The organism is Flagellatimonas centrodinii, from assembly GCF_016918765.2.
GTDB classification, from domain to species: domain Bacteria; phylum Pseudomonadota; class Gammaproteobacteria; order Nevskiales; family Nevskiaceae; genus Polycyclovorans; species Polycyclovorans centrodinii.
Window position 1 is genome coordinate 843758 of the sequence record NZ_CP092104.1, and the last position, 17195, is coordinate 860952.

The window sequence follows — 17195 nt, forward strand, 5'->3', positions numbered from 1 at the left end:
GGCTTCCTATGCGAAATCTAGCGCGCATGCAGCGGCTCGTCGCGGCCGCACTCTTCTCGCTTAGCTTTGTACCCGCTTTCGTATGGGCACAGATCGACCCGTTAGCGAGCGCAAAGACCTTGCGTCCGGAAGCCCTCGTCGACGCAGTGCTGCAAGACAACCCACTGGAGTTCCCAGGATTCTATGGACACCTAGCATTGGGGCATTAGCGCAGCCTCAAACTGCTCGGGACTAATGCCCGCCAAATGTTCGTGTCGTCGCGTTCGATTGTAGAAGCCTTCGACGTATTCGGCGATGTCATCGGCCGCTTGCTGGCGCGTGTTGTAGATGCGCTTCTTGATGCGCTCTTTCTTCAAGCTCGAGAAGAAGGATTCCGCGACTGCATTGTCCCAGCAGTTACCTCGTCGGCTCATGCTCGGCTTGAGACCGTTGGTTCTGCAGAACCGGAGCCAATCATCGCTGCCGTATTGAGATCCCTGATCTGAATGCACGATTGTGTCGGTGGGGCCGCGTTCCCGGATGGCCTTCAGGAGGGCGTCTATGACCAGTTCTCGGTGGATAGTGTGGCGGACAGCCCACCCGATGACTTTGCGCGAGAACAGATCCAGAACGACGGCCAAGTAGAGCCATCCTTCCCAAGTTCGGACATATGTGATGTCGGTGACCCAGACACGATTGGGCTGTGAGACGGTGAAATTGCGCTTTACGAGGTTCGGGATCAGCTCGGCTGGCTTGCCACCGACAACGTATCGGCGAGTACGGTAGCCGCCTTTGGCACGCACGCCGTTCTCTCGCATCAGCCGCGCTACGCGATGCTTGCTGCACGTTTCGCCGGCCTCTCGAAGGTCGAGAAAGATTCGAGGCCCACCGTAGACGCCTTGGCTGGCCCTGAAGGAGGCGCGGATCAGACGCAGTAGGCGAGCATCTTCACGTGCCCGGTCTGATACGGGCTTCTGCAGCCAGGCGTAATAGCCACTCGGTGAGACGTCGAGAAGACGGCACATCATCCTGACCTTGTGTTGGCTCTGACATTTCTTGATGAACTCGTACTTGCGCCGAACACTGCTAGATTCCCTCTGTCCTGACACTTTCCACCTCCGATTTCATGGTCACCGAGATAAGAGTGTCCACCAAATCCTGGGAACTCCATCAGTCCCCTATTGGTCGTTGAGGCCTTTCTGCGATCAACGGCTACGCCATTTTCGTGAGCGCCTTCAGGGGCATCCGCCGCATCAGCGCCGCCATGGCGGTCCACGGCCAGCGCGGGACGAAGGCTTCGTCGGGTTCGCGTTCGATGGCGGCCACCATGGCGCGGCAGCCGGTGTCGGTGTCGACCACGAAGGGGCGATTCTTGATGCCGCGGTTGATGTCGCTGTCGATGAAGCCGGGGAACAGGGTGGTGGCCTTGATCGGCGTGCCCAGCAGGTCGATGCGGATGCCCTCGGTGAGGTTGGCAAGGCCGGCCTTGGTGGCGGCGTAGGCGGTCAGGGCACGGGGGAAGCCGCGCACGGCGCTGACTGAGGACACGGTTACCAGATGGCCGGCGTTGCGGCCGCGGAACAGTTCCAGCGCGGCCTCGCACTGGGCCAGCGCGGCGACGAAGTTGGTCATCGCCGTTTCGCGATTGGCGCGGAAATGGCCGGTGCCCAGCGAGGCGCCCTTGCCCATGCCGGCGTTGACGATGATGCGGTCGAGCCCCCCCAGGGCCTGATCGAAATCGCGGAACACGGCGAACACGGCGTCGTGGTCGTTGACGTCCAGCGACCGCACTTCGACCTGGATGCCGGGGTGCGCCGCCAGCAGTTCGGCCTTGAGGGTGTCCAGCGCCTCGGTGCGCCGTGCGCACAAGGCCAGGTTGCGGCCCATGGCGGCGAATTGGCGGGCCATGCCTTCGCCGAGGCCGGAGCTGGCGCCGGTGATGAGGATGTTCTTGCGGGTCATGACATTACCGATAGGTGATGAGGTGGGAGAGATCGCCCTCGAAGTGGGCGTGTTCGTTGAAACTGGAAAGGTGCCGGCGCTCGCCGGAGTAGAGCAGTTTGGTGACGCCGGCATTGGCCATGGTCCACTGCAGGGTGAGGGCGCCGTTGTCATCGAGCCCGAGCAGGCGCTGGACGATGGCCGAAATGGCACCACCGGAGGTGAACACCAGCCCGGTTTTCGACGGCCCCAACTGCTCGATGGCCATCTCCACGGCGTCGTTGCAGCGGTGCTGGAACTGCGGCCAGCTCTCGCGGTACTCGCTGTCATGGTCGCCCGCCATCCAGCGCCGCATGGCCTCGGTGATCAGGCCCTGGAAGGCCTTGCGCGGATTGAGGGTCTTGGCGAGGTCGGCCTTCATCAGCAGCCGGTTCGCGTACATCGGCTTGTAGCGGACGATGATCTCTTCATGGTCGTACTCGTCGAAGCCGTCGAGCACCACCGGTGTCATCACCCGGCCCATCGCGGCCAGCGCGTTGTCGCAAGTCTCGGCGTGACGCCGCATGCTGCCGCGGAACACGCCGTCGGGTACCACCCGCGTTTTCAGTGCCGCCCCCAGCACCCGCCCCTGCTCGTGGCCGGTGTCAGACAGGGCATCGTAGTTGGCCTTGCCGAAGCTGGCCTGTCCGTGCCGGATCAGATAGAGCGCGCCCAAGACTAAGCCCGCCGCAACGCGGCACGACAACCCCTCGCCCGCATCGCGGGAGAGGGGGGGGACCCTCTGCGGATGCAGAGGGTGGGGTGAGGGTATCGCCGGCGTCATCGTGCGCTCCGCATCAAACGCCGCGCCCGCAGGCCGAGATAGTTGGCCATCACCCAGAAATGGCGGAACGCCGGGTTGGTGGTCTGCCGGTGGTGATAGCGGTAGTAGATCTGCTGGATGATCACCGCCAGCCGGAACAGGCCGTAGACCTCGTAGAAGGTCCAGTTGTCGCACTTCAGTCCGGTCTTGCCGAGGTAGTAGTCCACCACCTCGCGACGGCTGAACATGCCGGGCAGGTGGGTGGGCTGGCGGCGCATGAACTGGGCGATGCGGTCATCGCCGGCTTCGTTCCAGTAGGCGGTGATGCACCCCAGTTCCATCAGCGGATCGCCGAGCGTGGCCATCTCCCAGTCAAGCACGCCGATCACCTGCGTCGGGTCGTCGGGTGACAGCACCAGGTTGTCGAGCCGCCAGTCGTTGTGGATGACGCCGTTGGCGACGTCGGCCGGCATGTTCGCCTTCAGCCACTGCTGCACGTCGCGAAACTTCAGCACGTTCCAGGTCGGCACCTTGTCCCAGCGTGCGCACCAGCCGTCGATCTGCCGTTGCACGTAGCCGCTGCCCTTGCCCAGCTTTTCCAGCGGGGTGCCGCTGACATCCACCCGATGCAGGTCGATCAGCCGGTCGAGCATGTTCTCGCAGAGACGGCGCGCCTGCGCCGGTGTCAGCGTCATGCCACGCGGCAGGTTCTTGCGCGGGATGATGCCGGCGATGCGGTCCATGACGTAGAACTCGCTGCCGATCACCGCCTCGTCCTGGCAGAAGCCCACCATCGCCGGCACGTACGGGTAGACCGGCTTCAACGCCGACTGCACGGTGAACTCGCGCCCCATGTCATGGGCGCCCTTGGCCTTGGTGCCGGCCGGCGGGCGGCGGAGGATCAGGTCGCGGTTGGGGTACTGCAGGCGATAGGTCCAATTGGAAGCGCCGCCGGAAAACTGGGTGACCTCGGGCGCGCCTTCCAATGCGACCCCCTGGGCCTGCAGCCAGTCGCTGACGGCCACGGCATCGAGTGTTTCGCCTTCGCGGACCGCGCCACCGCGGTCGAGTACGGATGTTCCAGTCATGTCGCCTCGTCAGGGAAGAGCAGCTTCAACAGTACCGCAGCGTAGACCTCGGCCGCCTCGAGATCGGGAAAATGGCCGGCCTGCTCGACCACCCGGATCGCCACCTCGGGCAGGTGCGCGCGCAGGCTGGAGGCGTCGGTGTGGCGGTGGCTGCGGTCCGACTCGCCCCACAGCAGGGTGGCCGGCACCGCGATCGGCCCCAGCAAGGGGTCGTCGGGCCGCGCGCGCTGCATGCCCTGCACCACGCTGGCGAAGCAGTAGCAGCCACCGTTGGCCAGCGCATGATCGGCGGGTTGCTGGAACCGGGTGCGGTCCTCGCGGCGCCCCAGCGCCACCTTGTACCAGCCCTCGGCCACCACCCGCCGCTGGGCGAAGTTGATCAGCTGGCCCAGCAGCGGGATGCGGATCGGCCGCGGCACGATGCGGCGGGTCCAGTCGCGCATCGCCGCCATGCCCGGGGTCTGCGCCAGCAGCAGGTGCGCCACCCGCTGCGGCGCCAGCGATGCCGCGGCGATGCCGTAGTAGCCGTTGACGCAGGACAGCCCCAACACCGCACGCTCAATGCCCAGGCCGTCCAGCAGCGCCAGCAACACTTCGGCACCGGCCCGCAGTTGATGGTCATAGCGCGGGCCCGGGGCGCTGAAGCCGAAGCCCGGCAGGTCGGCCACCAGCACCCGGACCCGCGGCGCCAACCGCTTCACCAGATCGGCGTAATGCTCGATCACGCAGGGGCCGTCGGGCACCAGCAGCACCGCCGGGCCGCTGCCGCCGCTGTCCTGCACCCGCACCCGGCCGGCGGGGGTGTCGATCCAGCGCAGCCCGGGCAGCGGGTCGGCCGTGGCGCGTCGGGGGGCCAGCCGCGCATACAGCCGGTGGTCGAGCCGGCTGGCGAGACTCACTTGCCGAGGCCGCGCTTCGCCAGCTCGATACGGGCAATCACGCCCTTGTGCACTTCATCCGGGCCATCCGCCAGCCGCAACGAGCGGGCCTGGGCGAAGAAGGCGGTCAGCGGCACATCACGCGACACGCCCATGCCGCCATGCAACTGGATCGCCCAGTCACAGACCTGCTGCAGCACATTGGGCGCCACCACCTTGATGGCGCTGATCTCGGTCATCGCCGGGATCGCGCCGACCTGGTCGATCTTCCAGGCGGCGAACAGGGTCAGCAGCCGCGCCTGATCGATGGCGATGCGGGCATCGGCCACGCGTTCACGGTTGCCACCGAGGTTGAGGATGGGTTTGCCGAAGGCGGTGCGCGCCATGCCGCGGCGGATCATCAGGTCCAGCACCGATTCGGCAGCACCGAGGCAACGCATGCAATGGTGGATACGGCCGGGCCCGAGGCGGCCCTGGGCGATCTCGAAGCCACGGCCGAGCCCGGCGATGATGTTGGCCTTGGGCACCCGCACGTTGTTGAAGTGCACCTCGCCGTGGCCGTGCGGCTCATCGTATTCGCCGAACACCGGCAGCATCCGCTGGATCTCCACCCCCGGCGTGTCCAGCGGCACCAGCACCATCGAGTGCTGACCATGACGGCTGGCATCCGGCAGCGACAGCCCCATGAAGATGCCGACCTTGCAACGCGGATCGCCGACGCCGCTGCTCCACCACTTCTTGCCGTTGAGCACCACCTCGTCGCCGTCGAGCACGGCGGTGGCCTGCATGTTGGTGGCGTCGCTGCTGGCGACCTCCGGCTCGGTCATGAAGAACACGCTGCGGATCTCGCCGGCCAGCAGCGGCGTCAGCCATTCGGCTTTCTGCGCATCGTTGCCGTACTTCCACAGCACTTCCATGTTGCCGGTGTCGGGCGCGTTGCAGTTGAACACCTCGGGGGCGATCAGGCTGCGGCCCATCTCGGCGCAGACCGGCGCGTATTCCAGCACCGACAGGCCGGCGCCCAGTTCGGGGTCCGGCATGAACAGGTTCCACAGGCCCTCGGCCCGGGCCTTGGCCTTGAGTTCCTCCATCAGCGGCGGGATGGTCCATTTCGTCCAGTCGCCGCCGTTATGGCGCGCCAGCACCTGGTCCCAGTAGTCCTGCTCGATCGGCGCGATGTGCTGGTCGATGAAGGCGCGGACGCGCTTCTGGTAGTCCTTGGACCGGGCAGATTGTTCGAAGTCCATGTGTCGCTCCTGACAGGGCGGGGGGAAGAGCCCCGGATGCTAGCGCTGCGCGTACACTGCATAAAGTGAAGTTCATGCAGTCATATTCATGAAGAACATGCATCATTCAAGCCTGTCGGCGCGGCTCGATCTCAATCTGTTGCGGGTGTTCGACGCCATCGCCCAGCAACGCAATCTGGCACGGGCTGCCGAGCACCTGCACCTGTCACCATCGGCCGTGAGCCATGCCCTGTCGCGACTGCGGCAGCAGCTCGATGATCCCCTGTTCGAGCGCCATGGCCGCGGCGTGACGCCGACCGCGCTGGCGCGGCGGCTGACGCCCGAGATCCACGATGCCCTCGGCCGGCTGGAGGCCGCGCTGTATCGGGCGCACCCGTTCGATCCGGCACAGGATCTGCAGCAGCTGCGGATCGCCATGCCCGACGAGCTGGAGCCGACCCTGTTGCCGCCGCTGAGCGCACGGCTGCGGTCGGCGGCACCGCAGGCCCGGCTCGACAGCGTGCGCATCGACCGCGCCAACCTCACCGCCGACCTTGCGGCCCAGCGTCTCGATCTCGCCGTCGATGTGGTGCGCCTGAATGACCCGGAGCTGCGTCAGCAACAGATCGGCGACGACCAGTTCTGCGTGGTCAGCCGCGCCGGCCGCCGCCGCCTGACACGTCGGGATTACCTGGCGGCACGCCACGTGATCGTGTCGTCGCGGCGTTCGGGCATGGCGCTGGAGGACCTGCACCTGCAGCAGCATCGCATCAGCCGCCAGATCGCCCTGCGCTGCCAGTTGCTGGAGGCCGCCTGCGAGATTGTTGCCGGGTCCGACCTGCTGCTGACCCTGCCCCGACACCATGCCGATGCGGCACGCCAGCGCTATCCGCTGGCCTGTTTCGCGGCACCGGTGCCGCTACCGCCTGCCGCCCTGTTCTGCACCTGGCACCGGCTGCGCGATGCCGACCCGGCACTGCGCTGGTTGCGCGACCAGCTGCCGACGATGGCCGCTGCCGCCTGAGCCCGATCAGGCCGCTGCGGGGGGTGTGCGCCCGGCGAACAGCACCTGCACCTGGCTGCCATCGAGGTCCAGGGCCAGGGTGGAGGTCGCCACAAAGCGGGTGCGCACAATCTTCCAGGCGCCGTCGATCTTGCGATAGCCGTCCTCGTAGTACCCGGCCAACTGGGTGAGGTTCTTCTCGCGGGTGTTGATCAGCCCGTACTGCAGGCTCCAGGTGCCGCTCGCCGCATCCGGGCCCTCAACCTCGATCTGCGGATTGCTGCCGTGGTGGATCTCCACCATGTGCGGATGACAGGCGATCTGCGTGTACACCGCCACCAGCGCATCGGCATTGTCGAAACGGCCGACCGCGCCGTAGTCGATGTCCACCGTGCCATCGGCAAAGCAGGCACGGATGGCGGCCGGGTCCTTGCCGTCACAACTGGCGAGGTACCGGGCCTTGAGGGCACGGATGGCTTCGATGTCTTCCAGCGCCTGCAGGCGCTGCTCGATTGCGGCGGTGTTCATCGGGCGTCTCCTCCAATAGATGTGGGCGGCAGTTCAGCCGAGCCAGCGCCGCGGCGAATCCCCCGTTCGGGCGAGACCTTCTCATCCGAACAGATGACGTGAGAGCGCCGGGGCTTGCCTACCGTTACCGCCATAAGCGCCCGGTTCGCCGCGGCCATACCAAGAGGGGAGCCTTACGATGGGCATTCGGCAGCTTCTGAGCCTGCTGCTGGCGGCCGCCGCCATCGGCCTGCTGGTGGTTCTGGTGCGCGGCACCCTGGCCGTCGACAACGAACGGCATCAGGACCGTCTGCGAATGTTGCGCACGGTCGATGCCCTGGATGTCGGACTCAACCGGGCGGTGACCCAGGTCGGCGTCAGCTCGATGGCCAATGTCGCCGATGAACGCGCCGCCACCACCGCCCAGCTTGGCGATGCCCTCGATGCACTCGATGAAGGGCCGATCGCCCTGCGCGGCCTCAACCCGGCCGTCGACGCGGCGCTGACCCGCTTTCTCGACACCATCGAGGCCAAGTTCGAACTGGCCTTCGACTTCGAGGCCCGCAACATCCTGGTCAACCAGCGACTGGTGGCCGGCATGGATGCGGTGCCGCTGGCCGCCGATGACCTGCTCGCCACCGCCGCCACTGACGACGTCGAGGATGTCCGGCGCCTGCTCAGCTCGCTGCGTTCCGAGGTCACCACCTACGGGGTGGTCCAGACCCCGACCAACGGCCCCAACATCACCGGCATGATCACCGAGCTGGAAGCGTTGGCGCTGGCGCAACCGGAGGCGTTCCAGACGGCGCTGGCCCGGCTGCGCGCCCGCACCCGCGAGGTGATGGCGGACAAGGATGAACTGGTGAACCGGGTCAGCGGCTTCCTCGCCCGCCCCACCGCCGAGCACCTGCGGGACCTGGAACAGACCTACACCGCGTGGAACAACACCCGCGTCGCCACCGCCAACCAGTACCGCAGCTGGCTGGTCGCCTATGCGGCCATCCTGCTGTTGATGCTGGCCTGGTTGGGCGTGCGCCTCAATCGCTCCTACCGTGAACTGGATGCGGCCAACGATCACCTCGAAGACCAGGTCCGCGAACGCACCGGCGAGCTGCGCACCGCGCTGCTCGACCTGCAGGCCAGCCAGGCGCAACTGGTGCAGTCGGAGAAGATGGCCTCGCTGGGGCAGATGGTCGCGGGGGTGGCACACGAGATCAACACGCCACTCGGCTACGTCCGCAGCAACAATGAGATCGTCCGCACCTCGCTGGCCGACCTGCGCCAGCTGGTCAGCGCCCAGAGCGCCGCGCTCGACTGCATCGGTAGCGACACGGCCAGCGACGAGGAGGTCGCCACCCGCATGGCCACGGCGCAGGCCCTGCGGGAGTCACTGAGTGCCGACGAGCTCACCGCCGATCTCGACAACCTGCTGGGCGATGCCGAGCACGGGCTGCAGCAGATGGCGGAACTGGTCAGCAGCCTCAAGGATTTCTCGCGGGTCGACCGCTCGCGCGACGACCTGTTCAACGTCAACGACGGCCTGGAATCGGCGCTGAAGATCGGCCAGAACCAGCTCAAGCACAAGGTCGAAGTGGTGAAGCGCTTCGGCGAACTGCCCGACATCGAGTGTTCGCCCTCACAGCTCAACCAGGTGTTCCTCAACCTGATCACCAATGCCGCCCAGGCCATCGAGGACGAGGGCCGCATCTATCTGCATACCCAGGCCGAAGGTGACGGCGTCGCCATCCGCATTCTCGATACCGGCAGTGGCATGACCGACGAGGTGCGCGCGCGCATCTTCGAACCGTTCTTCACCACCAAGCCGGTCGGCAAGGGCACCGGCCTCGGCCTCTCCATCGTCTACCGCATCATCGAGGACCACCACGGCCGCATCGATGTCCGCTCCAAGCCGGGCAAGGGCACCGAATTCATCATCCACCTGCCGCGTCGGCAGCCCCGTCGGGAGGCCGCGACGGCCGACGGCACCCCTGCGCTGTACGCCACCGCATGAGCGACACCGACAAGCCCAAGGTGCTGTTCGTCGACGACGAACCGCGCGTGCTGACCAGCATGCGGATGCTGTTCCGCAACGCCTACCAGGTGCTGCTGGCAGAAAGCGGCGTCGCTGCGCTCGGGGTGTTGCAGGCGCAGGCGGTGGACGTGATCGTCAGTGACCAGCGGATGCCCGGCATGACCGGCATCGACCTGCTGCGACGTGCCCGCGATCTGCAGCCCAATGCGATGCGTATTCTGCTGACCGGCTACTCCGACCTCAACGCCATCATCGGCTCGATCAACGAGGGCGAGATCTTCCGCTTCGTCAACAAGCCGTGGATCAACGACGACCTCGGCGGCACCCTCGCCCGCGCGGTGGCGGCGGCGCGCGCCTCGGCCGCTGCGGACACCCCGACCAGCGGCAGCCGAGATACCGCACCCGCGGCCGCAGCCGGCGCCCCCACGGTGCTGGTGCTTGATGACGATCCCGCCGTCGCTCCGCGTCTGCAGACCATTCTCGGCACCGAGGTGCGGGTGGTCGGCGCCGGCAGCATGGCCACCGCCATCGAACAGATGGAACAGCACGACATCGGGGTGGTGGTGTCCGACACCCGGGTGCAGTCGCATCCGGTGGTGTCGTTGCTGGGCACGCTCAAACAGCATCACCCGGAGATGGTGTCGGTGATTCTCACCGAGCGTGCCGATGCCGGCGCCGCCATCGAACTGATCAACCAGGGGCAGATCTATCGCTTCATCACCAAGCCGCTGAACGAGAGTCAGTGCAAGATCACCGTGAGCTCCGCCCTGCGGCACCACCAGCGGCTGGCGGCGGCACCGCAACTGCATCAGCGCTACGAGGTCAGCGCCCCGGCAACACCACCCCCGGTCGGCTCGCCGGCGGTGGGGCTGCTCGACCGCATCAAGGGGCTGCGTGACCGGGTGAAGCGCTGGGGCAGTTGAGCCCGGTCACACCGGCGGGCAAGCGCGCGCCAACGCCCGCAGCACCGCGGCCAGGCGCAGCACACCGCCTGGCGCGACTGATTTCCCGGTATTGAGCAGCGCCACCGACAGCGCGCGCCGGGGATCGGCCCAGGCCAGCACCGAGACGAACCCCAGGTGCCCGAAGGCTTCGCGACAATCCGGGCCGTACAGCCCGACCGGCTTCTCGCCCAGCATGAACCCGGACGAATATCGCAACGGCACTTTCAGCGTGCGGTCGAACTGCAGCCCCCCGACCGGCTCGATGGCCCGTCGCACGGTCTCCGGTTGCAGCACCTGCACGCCATCGAGGCTGCCGCCGTTGAGCAGCATCTGGAACACCCGACTGACATCGTCGGCGGATGCACAGATATTGCCAGCGGGCACCACGGTGGACAGGAAGGCATCGTCGTTCGACGCCCCCACCCCCTCGGCAAACGGCACCCCGATGATGCTGCGGATATAGGCCGTCAGCGGCCACACCGGTTGCGGTCCGGTGACCACGTTGGGCGGCAATCGGTCCCGCCATGCCGGCTTGATGCCGTAGGTCATGTACTGCAGGCCCAGCGGCTTGGCGAGCCACTGATGCAGGGCCTCCGGCAGTTCGATCCCCCCGACCCGGCGGACGATTTCGCCGGCGATGAAGCCGGCGGTCAGCGCGTGATAGGCCTGCTTTTCGAAGCGCGGATCGAACGGCTTGGCGGCACACAGCATCGCCACCAGCAGATCCCAGTTGCGCAGCAGCTCCGGCCCCTGCGCCTCGACCGCGATGGTGGGGATACCGGCCCGGTGGGCCAGCAGCTCGCGGATGGTGACCCGGTGCTTGCCGTGGGCGGCAAACTCGGGAATGTAGGCGGCGACGCGATCATCGAGGCTGAGCTTGCCGTCTTCGGCGAGCTTGTGGATGAGCAGGGCGGAGATCGCCTTCGACGCCGAAAACAGGCACATCGGCGCATCCGGATGCAGCGGCACCAACGGCCCGGCCTCGCCCGGCGCATTGCCGCGCACCGCGCCGATGGCGCGTTTCAGCACCACCTGCCCGTGACGTCGCACCACCAGGGTGATGGCCGGCTGCAAGCCGGTGCGATAGAGCTGCTCTACTGCCGCCCACACCGCCTCGACCCGGGCCGGCTGCAGTCCCAGCCGTTCCGGCGGCACCTCGGCGGCATGATCGACCGTGACCAGCGCCTGTAGATGCTTGGGTACCTGGACGCGCTGACGCCGCAGCCAGGTGGGCATCAGGCGGCCAGTTCTTTCAGCGGCACGTCCGGATCGGCCAGCTTGGCGGCGTCAACCGGACGCCCCTCGGCCACCAGCTTCTTGGCGAACATGAATTCCTGCGGTTTGCTCACCGCATCCGCGGCGATCAACTTGCCGCCCTTGAGATAGAACGCGGCGAAACTGCGCTCGGTGGTCGGGTCGCCGCGCAGCACCAGTTGCTCGAAGCCGGTGGAGATGCCCACCATCTGCAGCTTGAGGTCGTACTGGTCGGACCAGAACCACGGCACGTTGCGGTAGGGCTCGGCCTTGCCCATCAGGTTGCGGGCCACGGCGCGCCCCTGCTCCATGGCGTTCTGCACCGATTCCAGCCGCACCCGCCGCCCCAGGAACTCACTGGGGTGATTGGTGCAGTCACCGGCGGCATAGATCAGCGGGTCGCTGGTCTGACCGAATTCGTCGACGACGATGCCGTTGTCGACCACCAGCCCGGCCTCGGCCGCCAGCTCGGTATTGGCGATCAGCCCGATGCCGACGATGACGAGGTCGGCCGGCACGGTGCTGCCGTCGGCCAGACGCGCCGCGGTGACCTCGGGATGACCTTCGAAGCCGGCCAGCTGGGCACCGGTGCGCAGGTCGACGCCCGCTTCGCGATGCACCCGCTCGAAGAACTGCGAAACCTCCGGCGCAGTCACCCGCGCCAGCACCCGGTCCAGCCCTTCCAGCACGGTGACCTTCAGGCCCTGTTTCAACAGCACCGCCGCCACTTCGAGGCCGATGAAGCCGCCACCGACGATCACCGCGCGCTTGCCTTCGGCACAACGCTCGCGAATGCGATTGACGTCGTCGATGCTGCGCAGCAGGAACACGTTGGCGGCATCGGCACCGTCGACCGGCAACGGCCGCGGGCGGCCACCAGTGGCCAGCACCAGCCGGTCATAGCCCAGCGTCTCGCCGTTGGCGAGCGTGAGCTGTCGCGCCTCACGATCAATGGCCTGAACGGCGGTGCCGCCGACAAACTCGATGCGATGCTTCTCCAGAATCGGCGGCTGCATGACGAACAGGTTGGCTTCCTGCACGCTGCCGGCCAGGTAGGCCTTGGACAGCGGCGGCCGTTTGTAGGGGGGCTGGGTTTCCTCACCGACGATGACAATGCGGCCCTCGAAGCCCTGCTTGCGCAGTTCCGAAGCGGTCTCACCGCCGGCCTGGCCGCCCCCCACGATCACCACGGTGTGTTCTGCACCGAGTTCTGTCATTGCCGCGTTTCCCCTTGTCGTCGTCCGTTGAAATCCGGGCAGCGCCTTGGTCGCTGCCCTCCATCGGGTCAATTATCCCCGCTCAGCCGCCGTCCTGCTGTGCATAGGGCTTGAGCGGCGGCTCATCGGCCCGCAGGCGCAGCTGCGGCAGCCCGGCCTCGGCCGACTGGCGGACGATGCCCAGCAGGGCCGTCGCCGCGGCAGGCGAGACGATCTGATCGGGCACGATCGGCAGCAGGCCACACAGCGCAGCGCCGCCGGCACGCTGAAAATCGGCCGGCCCGGGTTCGCTGATCGCATCGAGCGCCAGTTCGAAGCTGAGCCGGTCGGTGAGCCCGATGGTCACATGATCAACCAGTCGCCCGGGGCACAAGTCCTGCAACAGCAGGTTCGCCACCTTCGGGTTGCCCTGGTCGAGATCGAGCGCGGCCGTGGGTACCGGCAGCGCCGGCTGCACCAGTTCGTCGAACACGGTGTACAGGCTGGTGTAGTCGATATCACCCGGGGTCTCATCACCGGCGTTGAGTGCCGCGATGAAGTTCGAACCCCGGGCAAACTGGAACAGCACTTCCGGCAACCCCAGCAGGCCGCCGACCACGGGCAGCACGTCCACCGGCAACAGCGCCAGCGGATTGACGTCCGCCAGGGCCGTGCCGTGATTGGGGCCGGCCTGCAGCACGAAATCCGCCACCGCATTGCGGGCCGATGACCAGTACTTGAGGGCCCAGCGCGGCATCAGCGCGCCCTGACTGTGCCCGATCATTGCCACCTTGCGGCCGCTCTCGGCATGAATGCGGCGCAGCGCGTGCACCACGTACTCGGCATCGACCTGCATGTCGCCGAAGCCGCGGTCGGGATAGGTGACCACACAGACGTCGAAGCCGCGTTCCACCAGCAGCGGCACATAGGTCCAGTCGTACTGTTCCCAGCCGGCGGTGAAGGTGCCGTGCACCAGCAGCACCGGCGGCTTGTCAGGATGCGTGAAGGGGGTACAGGCCAACGCCTTGTCGAGCAGATCGACCGGGGTTTCCAGCGGCGGCTCGCCGAGCTGCAGGCGGTCGTCGCCACAGCCGGCCAGCATCGCCAGGGTGATGGCGCCCGCCGCAAGTCTGAGGATCATGCCGCCACTCCCAGTCGGGCCTGGATGAATTCGAGCATCGCCCTGCGTGCCACCCGCGCTTCGGGAAACAGCGCCCCGAACAAGGGGAACGCGTGCGGCAGCCGGGGCCAGATCTCGCAACAGACGTCGACACCGTCAGCGCGCGCACGGCGCGCGAACAGCACGGTGTCGTCCAGCAGCACCTCGCTGTCACTGGCCATCAGGTACAGCGGCGGAAAGCCGGTGCAGTCGGCAAACAGGGGCGACAACTCGGGGTCGCTGGCATCCCAGTCGCCGGCATACATCTCGTCCACCCGCTGCAGTGCCGCGATCGGCAGAATGGGATCACCACTGGCATTCCACGGCCGCGACGGGGGCGCGTGAATCCGCCCCAGCTCGGTGGCCGGCGACACCGGAATGGCCGCCGCCGGCATCGGCCAGCCCCGCGCACGGATGCGCTGCAGCAGCCCCAGCGTCAGATTACCCCCGGCGGAGTCGCCACCGACGATGATGCGATGGGCCGGGAAGCCGAGATCGAGCAGGCTGCGGTAGAGCATCTCGCAGTCGTCCAGCGCCGCCGGAAAACGGTTGCGTGGTGCCAGCCGATAGTCCGGCAAGACGCCGTGCATGCCCGCCCGTGCGGCCAACCCGGCCACCAGTTCCAGATGCGCCGGCGGCGAGGCCGGCAGGATGAAGGCGCCGCCGTGCAGCCACAGCAGCACCGGCTTGCCGGTGTCGCGCAGGTCGCCGAACACATGCGCCGGCACGCGTCCGATGGGGATGTAGTCCAACGGCAATCCGTGGGTGTTGGGGCAACGCATGCGCGACATGCGCAACTGCACCTTGGCGATCTGCTCGTCACTGCCGCGCACCACCCGCGCCAGCCACGGCCGCAGGAAGGTCTTGAGCAACCAGATCAGGACGCGGCTGCGCGCGCTGATGGGAATGTCGCGGTGCTGCACCACCTCGGCGGCGGGAACCGGCAGGCGCGCCGGTACAGCGGAAGTTTGCATGTCCATGGCGCAGTGTAAGCCGGTGGCCACGGCGAACGTCACCCGTTCAGCCGAGTCGGCCACTACATCCGGAACACCCCGTAGCGCGGATCGCCGATCGGCGTGTTGAGCGCCGCCGAGATCGACATGCCCAGGGCATTGCGGGTGTCCACCGGGTCGAGCATGCCGTCGTCCCAGATTTCGGAGGTCGTGTAATACGCGCTCTGCTTGCGCTTGAACTCGCCCAGCACCGGGTCGCGGATGGCGTCGATGTCGGCCTGGCTGAGCTGCTTGCCCTGCTTGGCGAGCTGCCGGACCTTGACGTCCGCCAGCGTGTTCGCGGCCTGCTCGGCCCCCATCACCGAGGTCTGCGAGTGCGGCCACGAGAACAGGAAGCGCGAATCGAAGGCGCGGCCGCTCATGCCGTAGTTGCCGGCACCGAAGGAGCCGTGGCACATGACGGTGAACTTGGGCACTTCGCAATTGGACACCGCCATGATCATCTTGGCGCCGTCCTTGGTGATGCCGCGGCGTTCGTATTCCTTGCCGACCATGAAGCCGGTGATGTTCTGCAGGAAGACGATGGGTGTCCGCGCCTGGTTGCACAGTTCGATGAAGTGCGCGCCCTTGAGCGCGCTGTCGTTGAACAGCACCCCGTTGTTGGCGAGGATGCCGATCTTGTACCCCCACAAGTGGGCATAGCCGCAGATCAGGGTCTTGCCGTAATTCGGCTGGTACTCGTGGAAACGGGAACCGTCGACCAGGCGGGCAATGACTTCATGCATGTCGAAGCCCTGCTTGATGTCGCGCGGCAGGATGCCGTAGAGGTCGTCCGCCGGGTAATGTGGTTCCTCTGGCGGCTGCCATTCGACATGGGCCTTCTGCGGCCGCTTGAACTGCGCCACGATGTCGCGGGCGATGGCGATGGCCTCTTCTTCCGAGCCGGCCGGATAGTCGGCCGTCCCCGATACGCTGGTGTGCATGTCGCAGCCGCCCAGCTCGTCGACGCTGACTTCCTCGCCGGTGGCCGCCTTCACCAGCGGCGGGCCGGCGAGGAAGATGGCGCCGGTGCCGCGGACGATGACGTTGTAGTCCGACAGCCCCGGCACATAGGCGCCGCCGGCGGTGCAGTGCCCCAGCACCACCGACACCTGCTGCACGCCCATCTTCGACAACATGCATTGATTGCGGAAGATGCGGCCGGCCATGTACTTGTCGGCGAACAGGTCGGCCTGCAGCGGCAAAAAGCCGCCAGCGGAATCGCACAGGTGGACCACCGGCAGGCGGTTCTCGATGGCGATGTCGAGCGCGCGCACGGTTTTCTTCACCGTCAACGGATACCAGGCACCGCCCTTCACCGAGGCATCGCCGGCGTTGATGACCACTTCGCGGCCGCTGACGATACCGATGCCGGTAACACAGGCGGCGCCCGGCACGTCGCCGCCGTAGGCCTCATTGGCGGCCAGAGAGGAGAACTCAAGGAACGGTGTGCCGGGGTCCAGCAGCAGCTTCAGGCGCTCCCGTACCAGCAGCTTGTCCTGTTTGCGCAGGCGGTCGATGTCGCGTTGCGGCCGGTCGTCGCGCACGGCACGCTGCTTTTCGCGAAAGTCGGCCGCCAACTGGCGGTTGTGGGCGGCATTGGCCTGGAACTCGGCGCTGGCGGTGTTGAGTCTGGAGTCGATACGTTTCATGGCGGTTCCCGGTCTCAGGCCTGCGGTTCGAAGGCAATGAGTACCGCATCGCGGTCGAAGGTCTGGCCCGGCGCGAAGCTGATCTCGGCGATCACGCCATCGCGGGGCGCGGCCAGGGTGGTTTCCATCTTCATGCTCTCCATCACCAGCAGGGTCTGGCCCTTGGCCACGGTGTCACCGGCAGCGACCGCGACACTGACGATGCTGCCCGGCATCGGCGCCAGCATCTGGTCGTCGGCGGCGCCGCCAGCCTGGGCCGCCAGGCGATCCAGCGGATGCTGATAGCGCAGTTGGTAGGCCTCGCCATCGAGATGGATGAAGACGTCGTCGCCGCGGCTGGCGATGACCACTGGCAGGTGGCGCTTGCCCAGGGTCAGCCAGGTGCTGCGGTCGGCACCCTGACGCAGGTCGATGTCCAGCGTCTGGCCGTCGACGTGCAGCCGATAGCCGCTGCCGCTGCGCGACAGCGCCAGGCTGTGCTCGCTGTCGCCGAGTTTGAAGGCGTGTTGCATGGGTGTTCCTTTCGAGATCCTTCGCGATGC

General features: G+C 66.9%; 15 protein-coding genes and 1 pseudogene. 3 read left to right on the forward strand and 13 right to left on the reverse strand.

Annotated features, from left to right (window positions below; genetic code table 11):
- Positions 1–191: 191 nt before the first annotated feature.
- From JN531_RS04120 to JN531_RS04145, 6 genes and pseudogenes are all read right to left on the reverse strand, one after another.
- A pseudogene (locus JN531_RS04120) lies at positions 192–1058 on the reverse strand (IS3 family transposase); the annotation flags it as partial.
- A 133-nt stretch (positions 1059–1191) separates the two neighbouring features.
- Positions 1192–1941, reverse strand: coding sequence for an SDR family oxidoreductase (locus JN531_RS04125; RefSeq protein WP_228347588.1), 750 nt, complete (start codon positions 1939–1941; stop codon positions 1192–1194).
- 4 nt (positions 1942–1945) lie between these two features.
- Positions 1946–2635 (reverse strand): histidine phosphatase family protein, encoded by a 690-nt coding sequence (locus tag JN531_RS04130; RefSeq protein ID WP_228347589.1) that lies wholly within the window; start codon positions 2633–2635, stop codon positions 1946–1948.
- A gap of 104 nt (positions 2636–2739) precedes the next feature.
- Positions 2740–3810: a phosphotransferase family protein gene (locus JN531_RS04135; protein WP_228347590.1), complete on the reverse strand. Its 1071-nt coding sequence runs from the start codon at positions 3808–3810 to the stop codon at positions 2740–2742.
- The gene (locus tag JN531_RS04140; protein ID WP_228347591.1) at positions 3807–4709 is read right to left on the reverse strand and encodes an alpha/beta fold hydrolase; all 903 of its coding nucleotides are present in this window, start codon (positions 4707–4709) and stop codon (positions 3807–3809) included. The genes JN531_RS04135 and JN531_RS04140 overlap by 4 nt, the downstream gene beginning before the upstream one ends.
- Positions 4706–5935: an acyl-CoA dehydrogenase family protein gene (locus tag JN531_RS04145; protein WP_228347592.1), complete on the reverse strand. Its 1230-nt coding sequence runs from the start codon at positions 5933–5935 to the stop codon at positions 4706–4708. The genes JN531_RS04140 and JN531_RS04145 overlap by 4 nt, the downstream gene beginning before the upstream one ends.
- An 88-nt stretch (positions 5936–6023) precedes the next feature.
- Here JN531_RS04145 and JN531_RS04150 point away from each other — a divergent pair, with 88 nt between their 5' ends.
- Complete coding sequence (locus tag JN531_RS04150) at positions 6024–6938, forward strand: LysR family transcriptional regulator (RefSeq protein ID WP_228347593.1); 915 nt, start codon at positions 6024–6026, stop codon at positions 6936–6938.
- Positions 6939–6944: 6 nt separating this feature from the next.
- Here JN531_RS04150 and JN531_RS04155 read toward each other — a convergent pair whose 3' ends face one another.
- Positions 6945–7445 (reverse strand): nuclear transport factor 2 family protein, encoded by a 501-nt coding sequence (locus JN531_RS04155; protein WP_228347594.1) that lies wholly within the window; start codon positions 7443–7445, stop codon positions 6945–6947.
- A gap of 178 nt (positions 7446–7623) precedes the next feature.
- Between JN531_RS04155 and JN531_RS04160 the strand changes: the two genes are divergently transcribed.
- Together JN531_RS04160 and JN531_RS04165 are read left to right on the forward strand one after the other, a co-directional pair.
- Positions 7624–9435 carry a DAHL domain-containing sensor histidine kinase gene (locus JN531_RS04160; protein ID WP_228347595.1) on the forward strand — a complete coding sequence of 604 codons (1812 nt, stop codon included), beginning with the start codon at positions 7624–7626 and terminating at the stop codon, positions 9433–9435.
- Positions 9432–10379 carry a response regulator gene (locus JN531_RS04165; protein ID WP_228347596.1) on the forward strand — a complete coding sequence of 316 codons (948 nt, stop codon included), beginning with the start codon at positions 9432–9434 and terminating at the stop codon, positions 10377–10379. Before JN531_RS04160 ends, JN531_RS04165 begins: the two co-directional genes overlap by 4 nt.
- Before the next feature lie 6 nt (positions 10380–10385).
- Here JN531_RS04165 and JN531_RS04170 read toward each other — a convergent pair whose 3' ends face one another.
- The 6 genes from JN531_RS04170 to JN531_RS04195 form a co-directional block, all read right to left on the reverse strand.
- Positions 10386–11636, reverse strand: a complete 1251-nt coding sequence (locus JN531_RS04170) for a serine hydrolase domain-containing protein (RefSeq protein WP_228347597.1) — start codon at positions 11634–11636, stop codon at positions 10386–10388.
- On the reverse strand, positions 11636–12871 hold the full coding sequence (locus JN531_RS04175; protein WP_228347598.1) for an NAD(P)/FAD-dependent oxidoreductase: 1236 nt from the start codon (positions 12869–12871) through the stop codon (positions 11636–11638). Before JN531_RS04175 ends, JN531_RS04170 begins: the two co-directional genes overlap by 1 nt.
- Before the next feature lie 82 nt (positions 12872–12953).
- A complete protein-coding gene (locus tag JN531_RS04180; protein ID WP_228347599.1) occupies positions 12954–13991 on the reverse strand; it encodes an esterase/lipase family protein in 1038 nt (345 codons plus the stop codon).
- On the reverse strand, positions 13988–14983 hold the full coding sequence (locus JN531_RS04185; RefSeq protein WP_228347600.1) for an alpha/beta hydrolase: 996 nt from the start codon (positions 14981–14983) through the stop codon (positions 13988–13990). The genes JN531_RS04180 and JN531_RS04185 overlap by 4 nt, the downstream gene beginning before the upstream one ends.
- Before the next feature lie 62 nt (positions 14984–15045).
- Positions 15046–16653 (reverse strand): acyl-CoA carboxylase subunit beta, encoded by a 1608-nt coding sequence (locus JN531_RS04190; protein WP_228347601.1) that lies wholly within the window; start codon positions 16651–16653, stop codon positions 15046–15048.
- 14 nt (positions 16654–16667) lie between these two features.
- Positions 16668–17165: an acyl-CoA carboxylase biotin carboxyl carrier protein subunit gene (locus JN531_RS04195; protein ID WP_228347602.1), complete on the reverse strand. Its 498-nt coding sequence runs from the start codon at positions 17163–17165 to the stop codon at positions 16668–16670.
- Positions 17166–17195 lie beyond the last annotated feature (30 nt).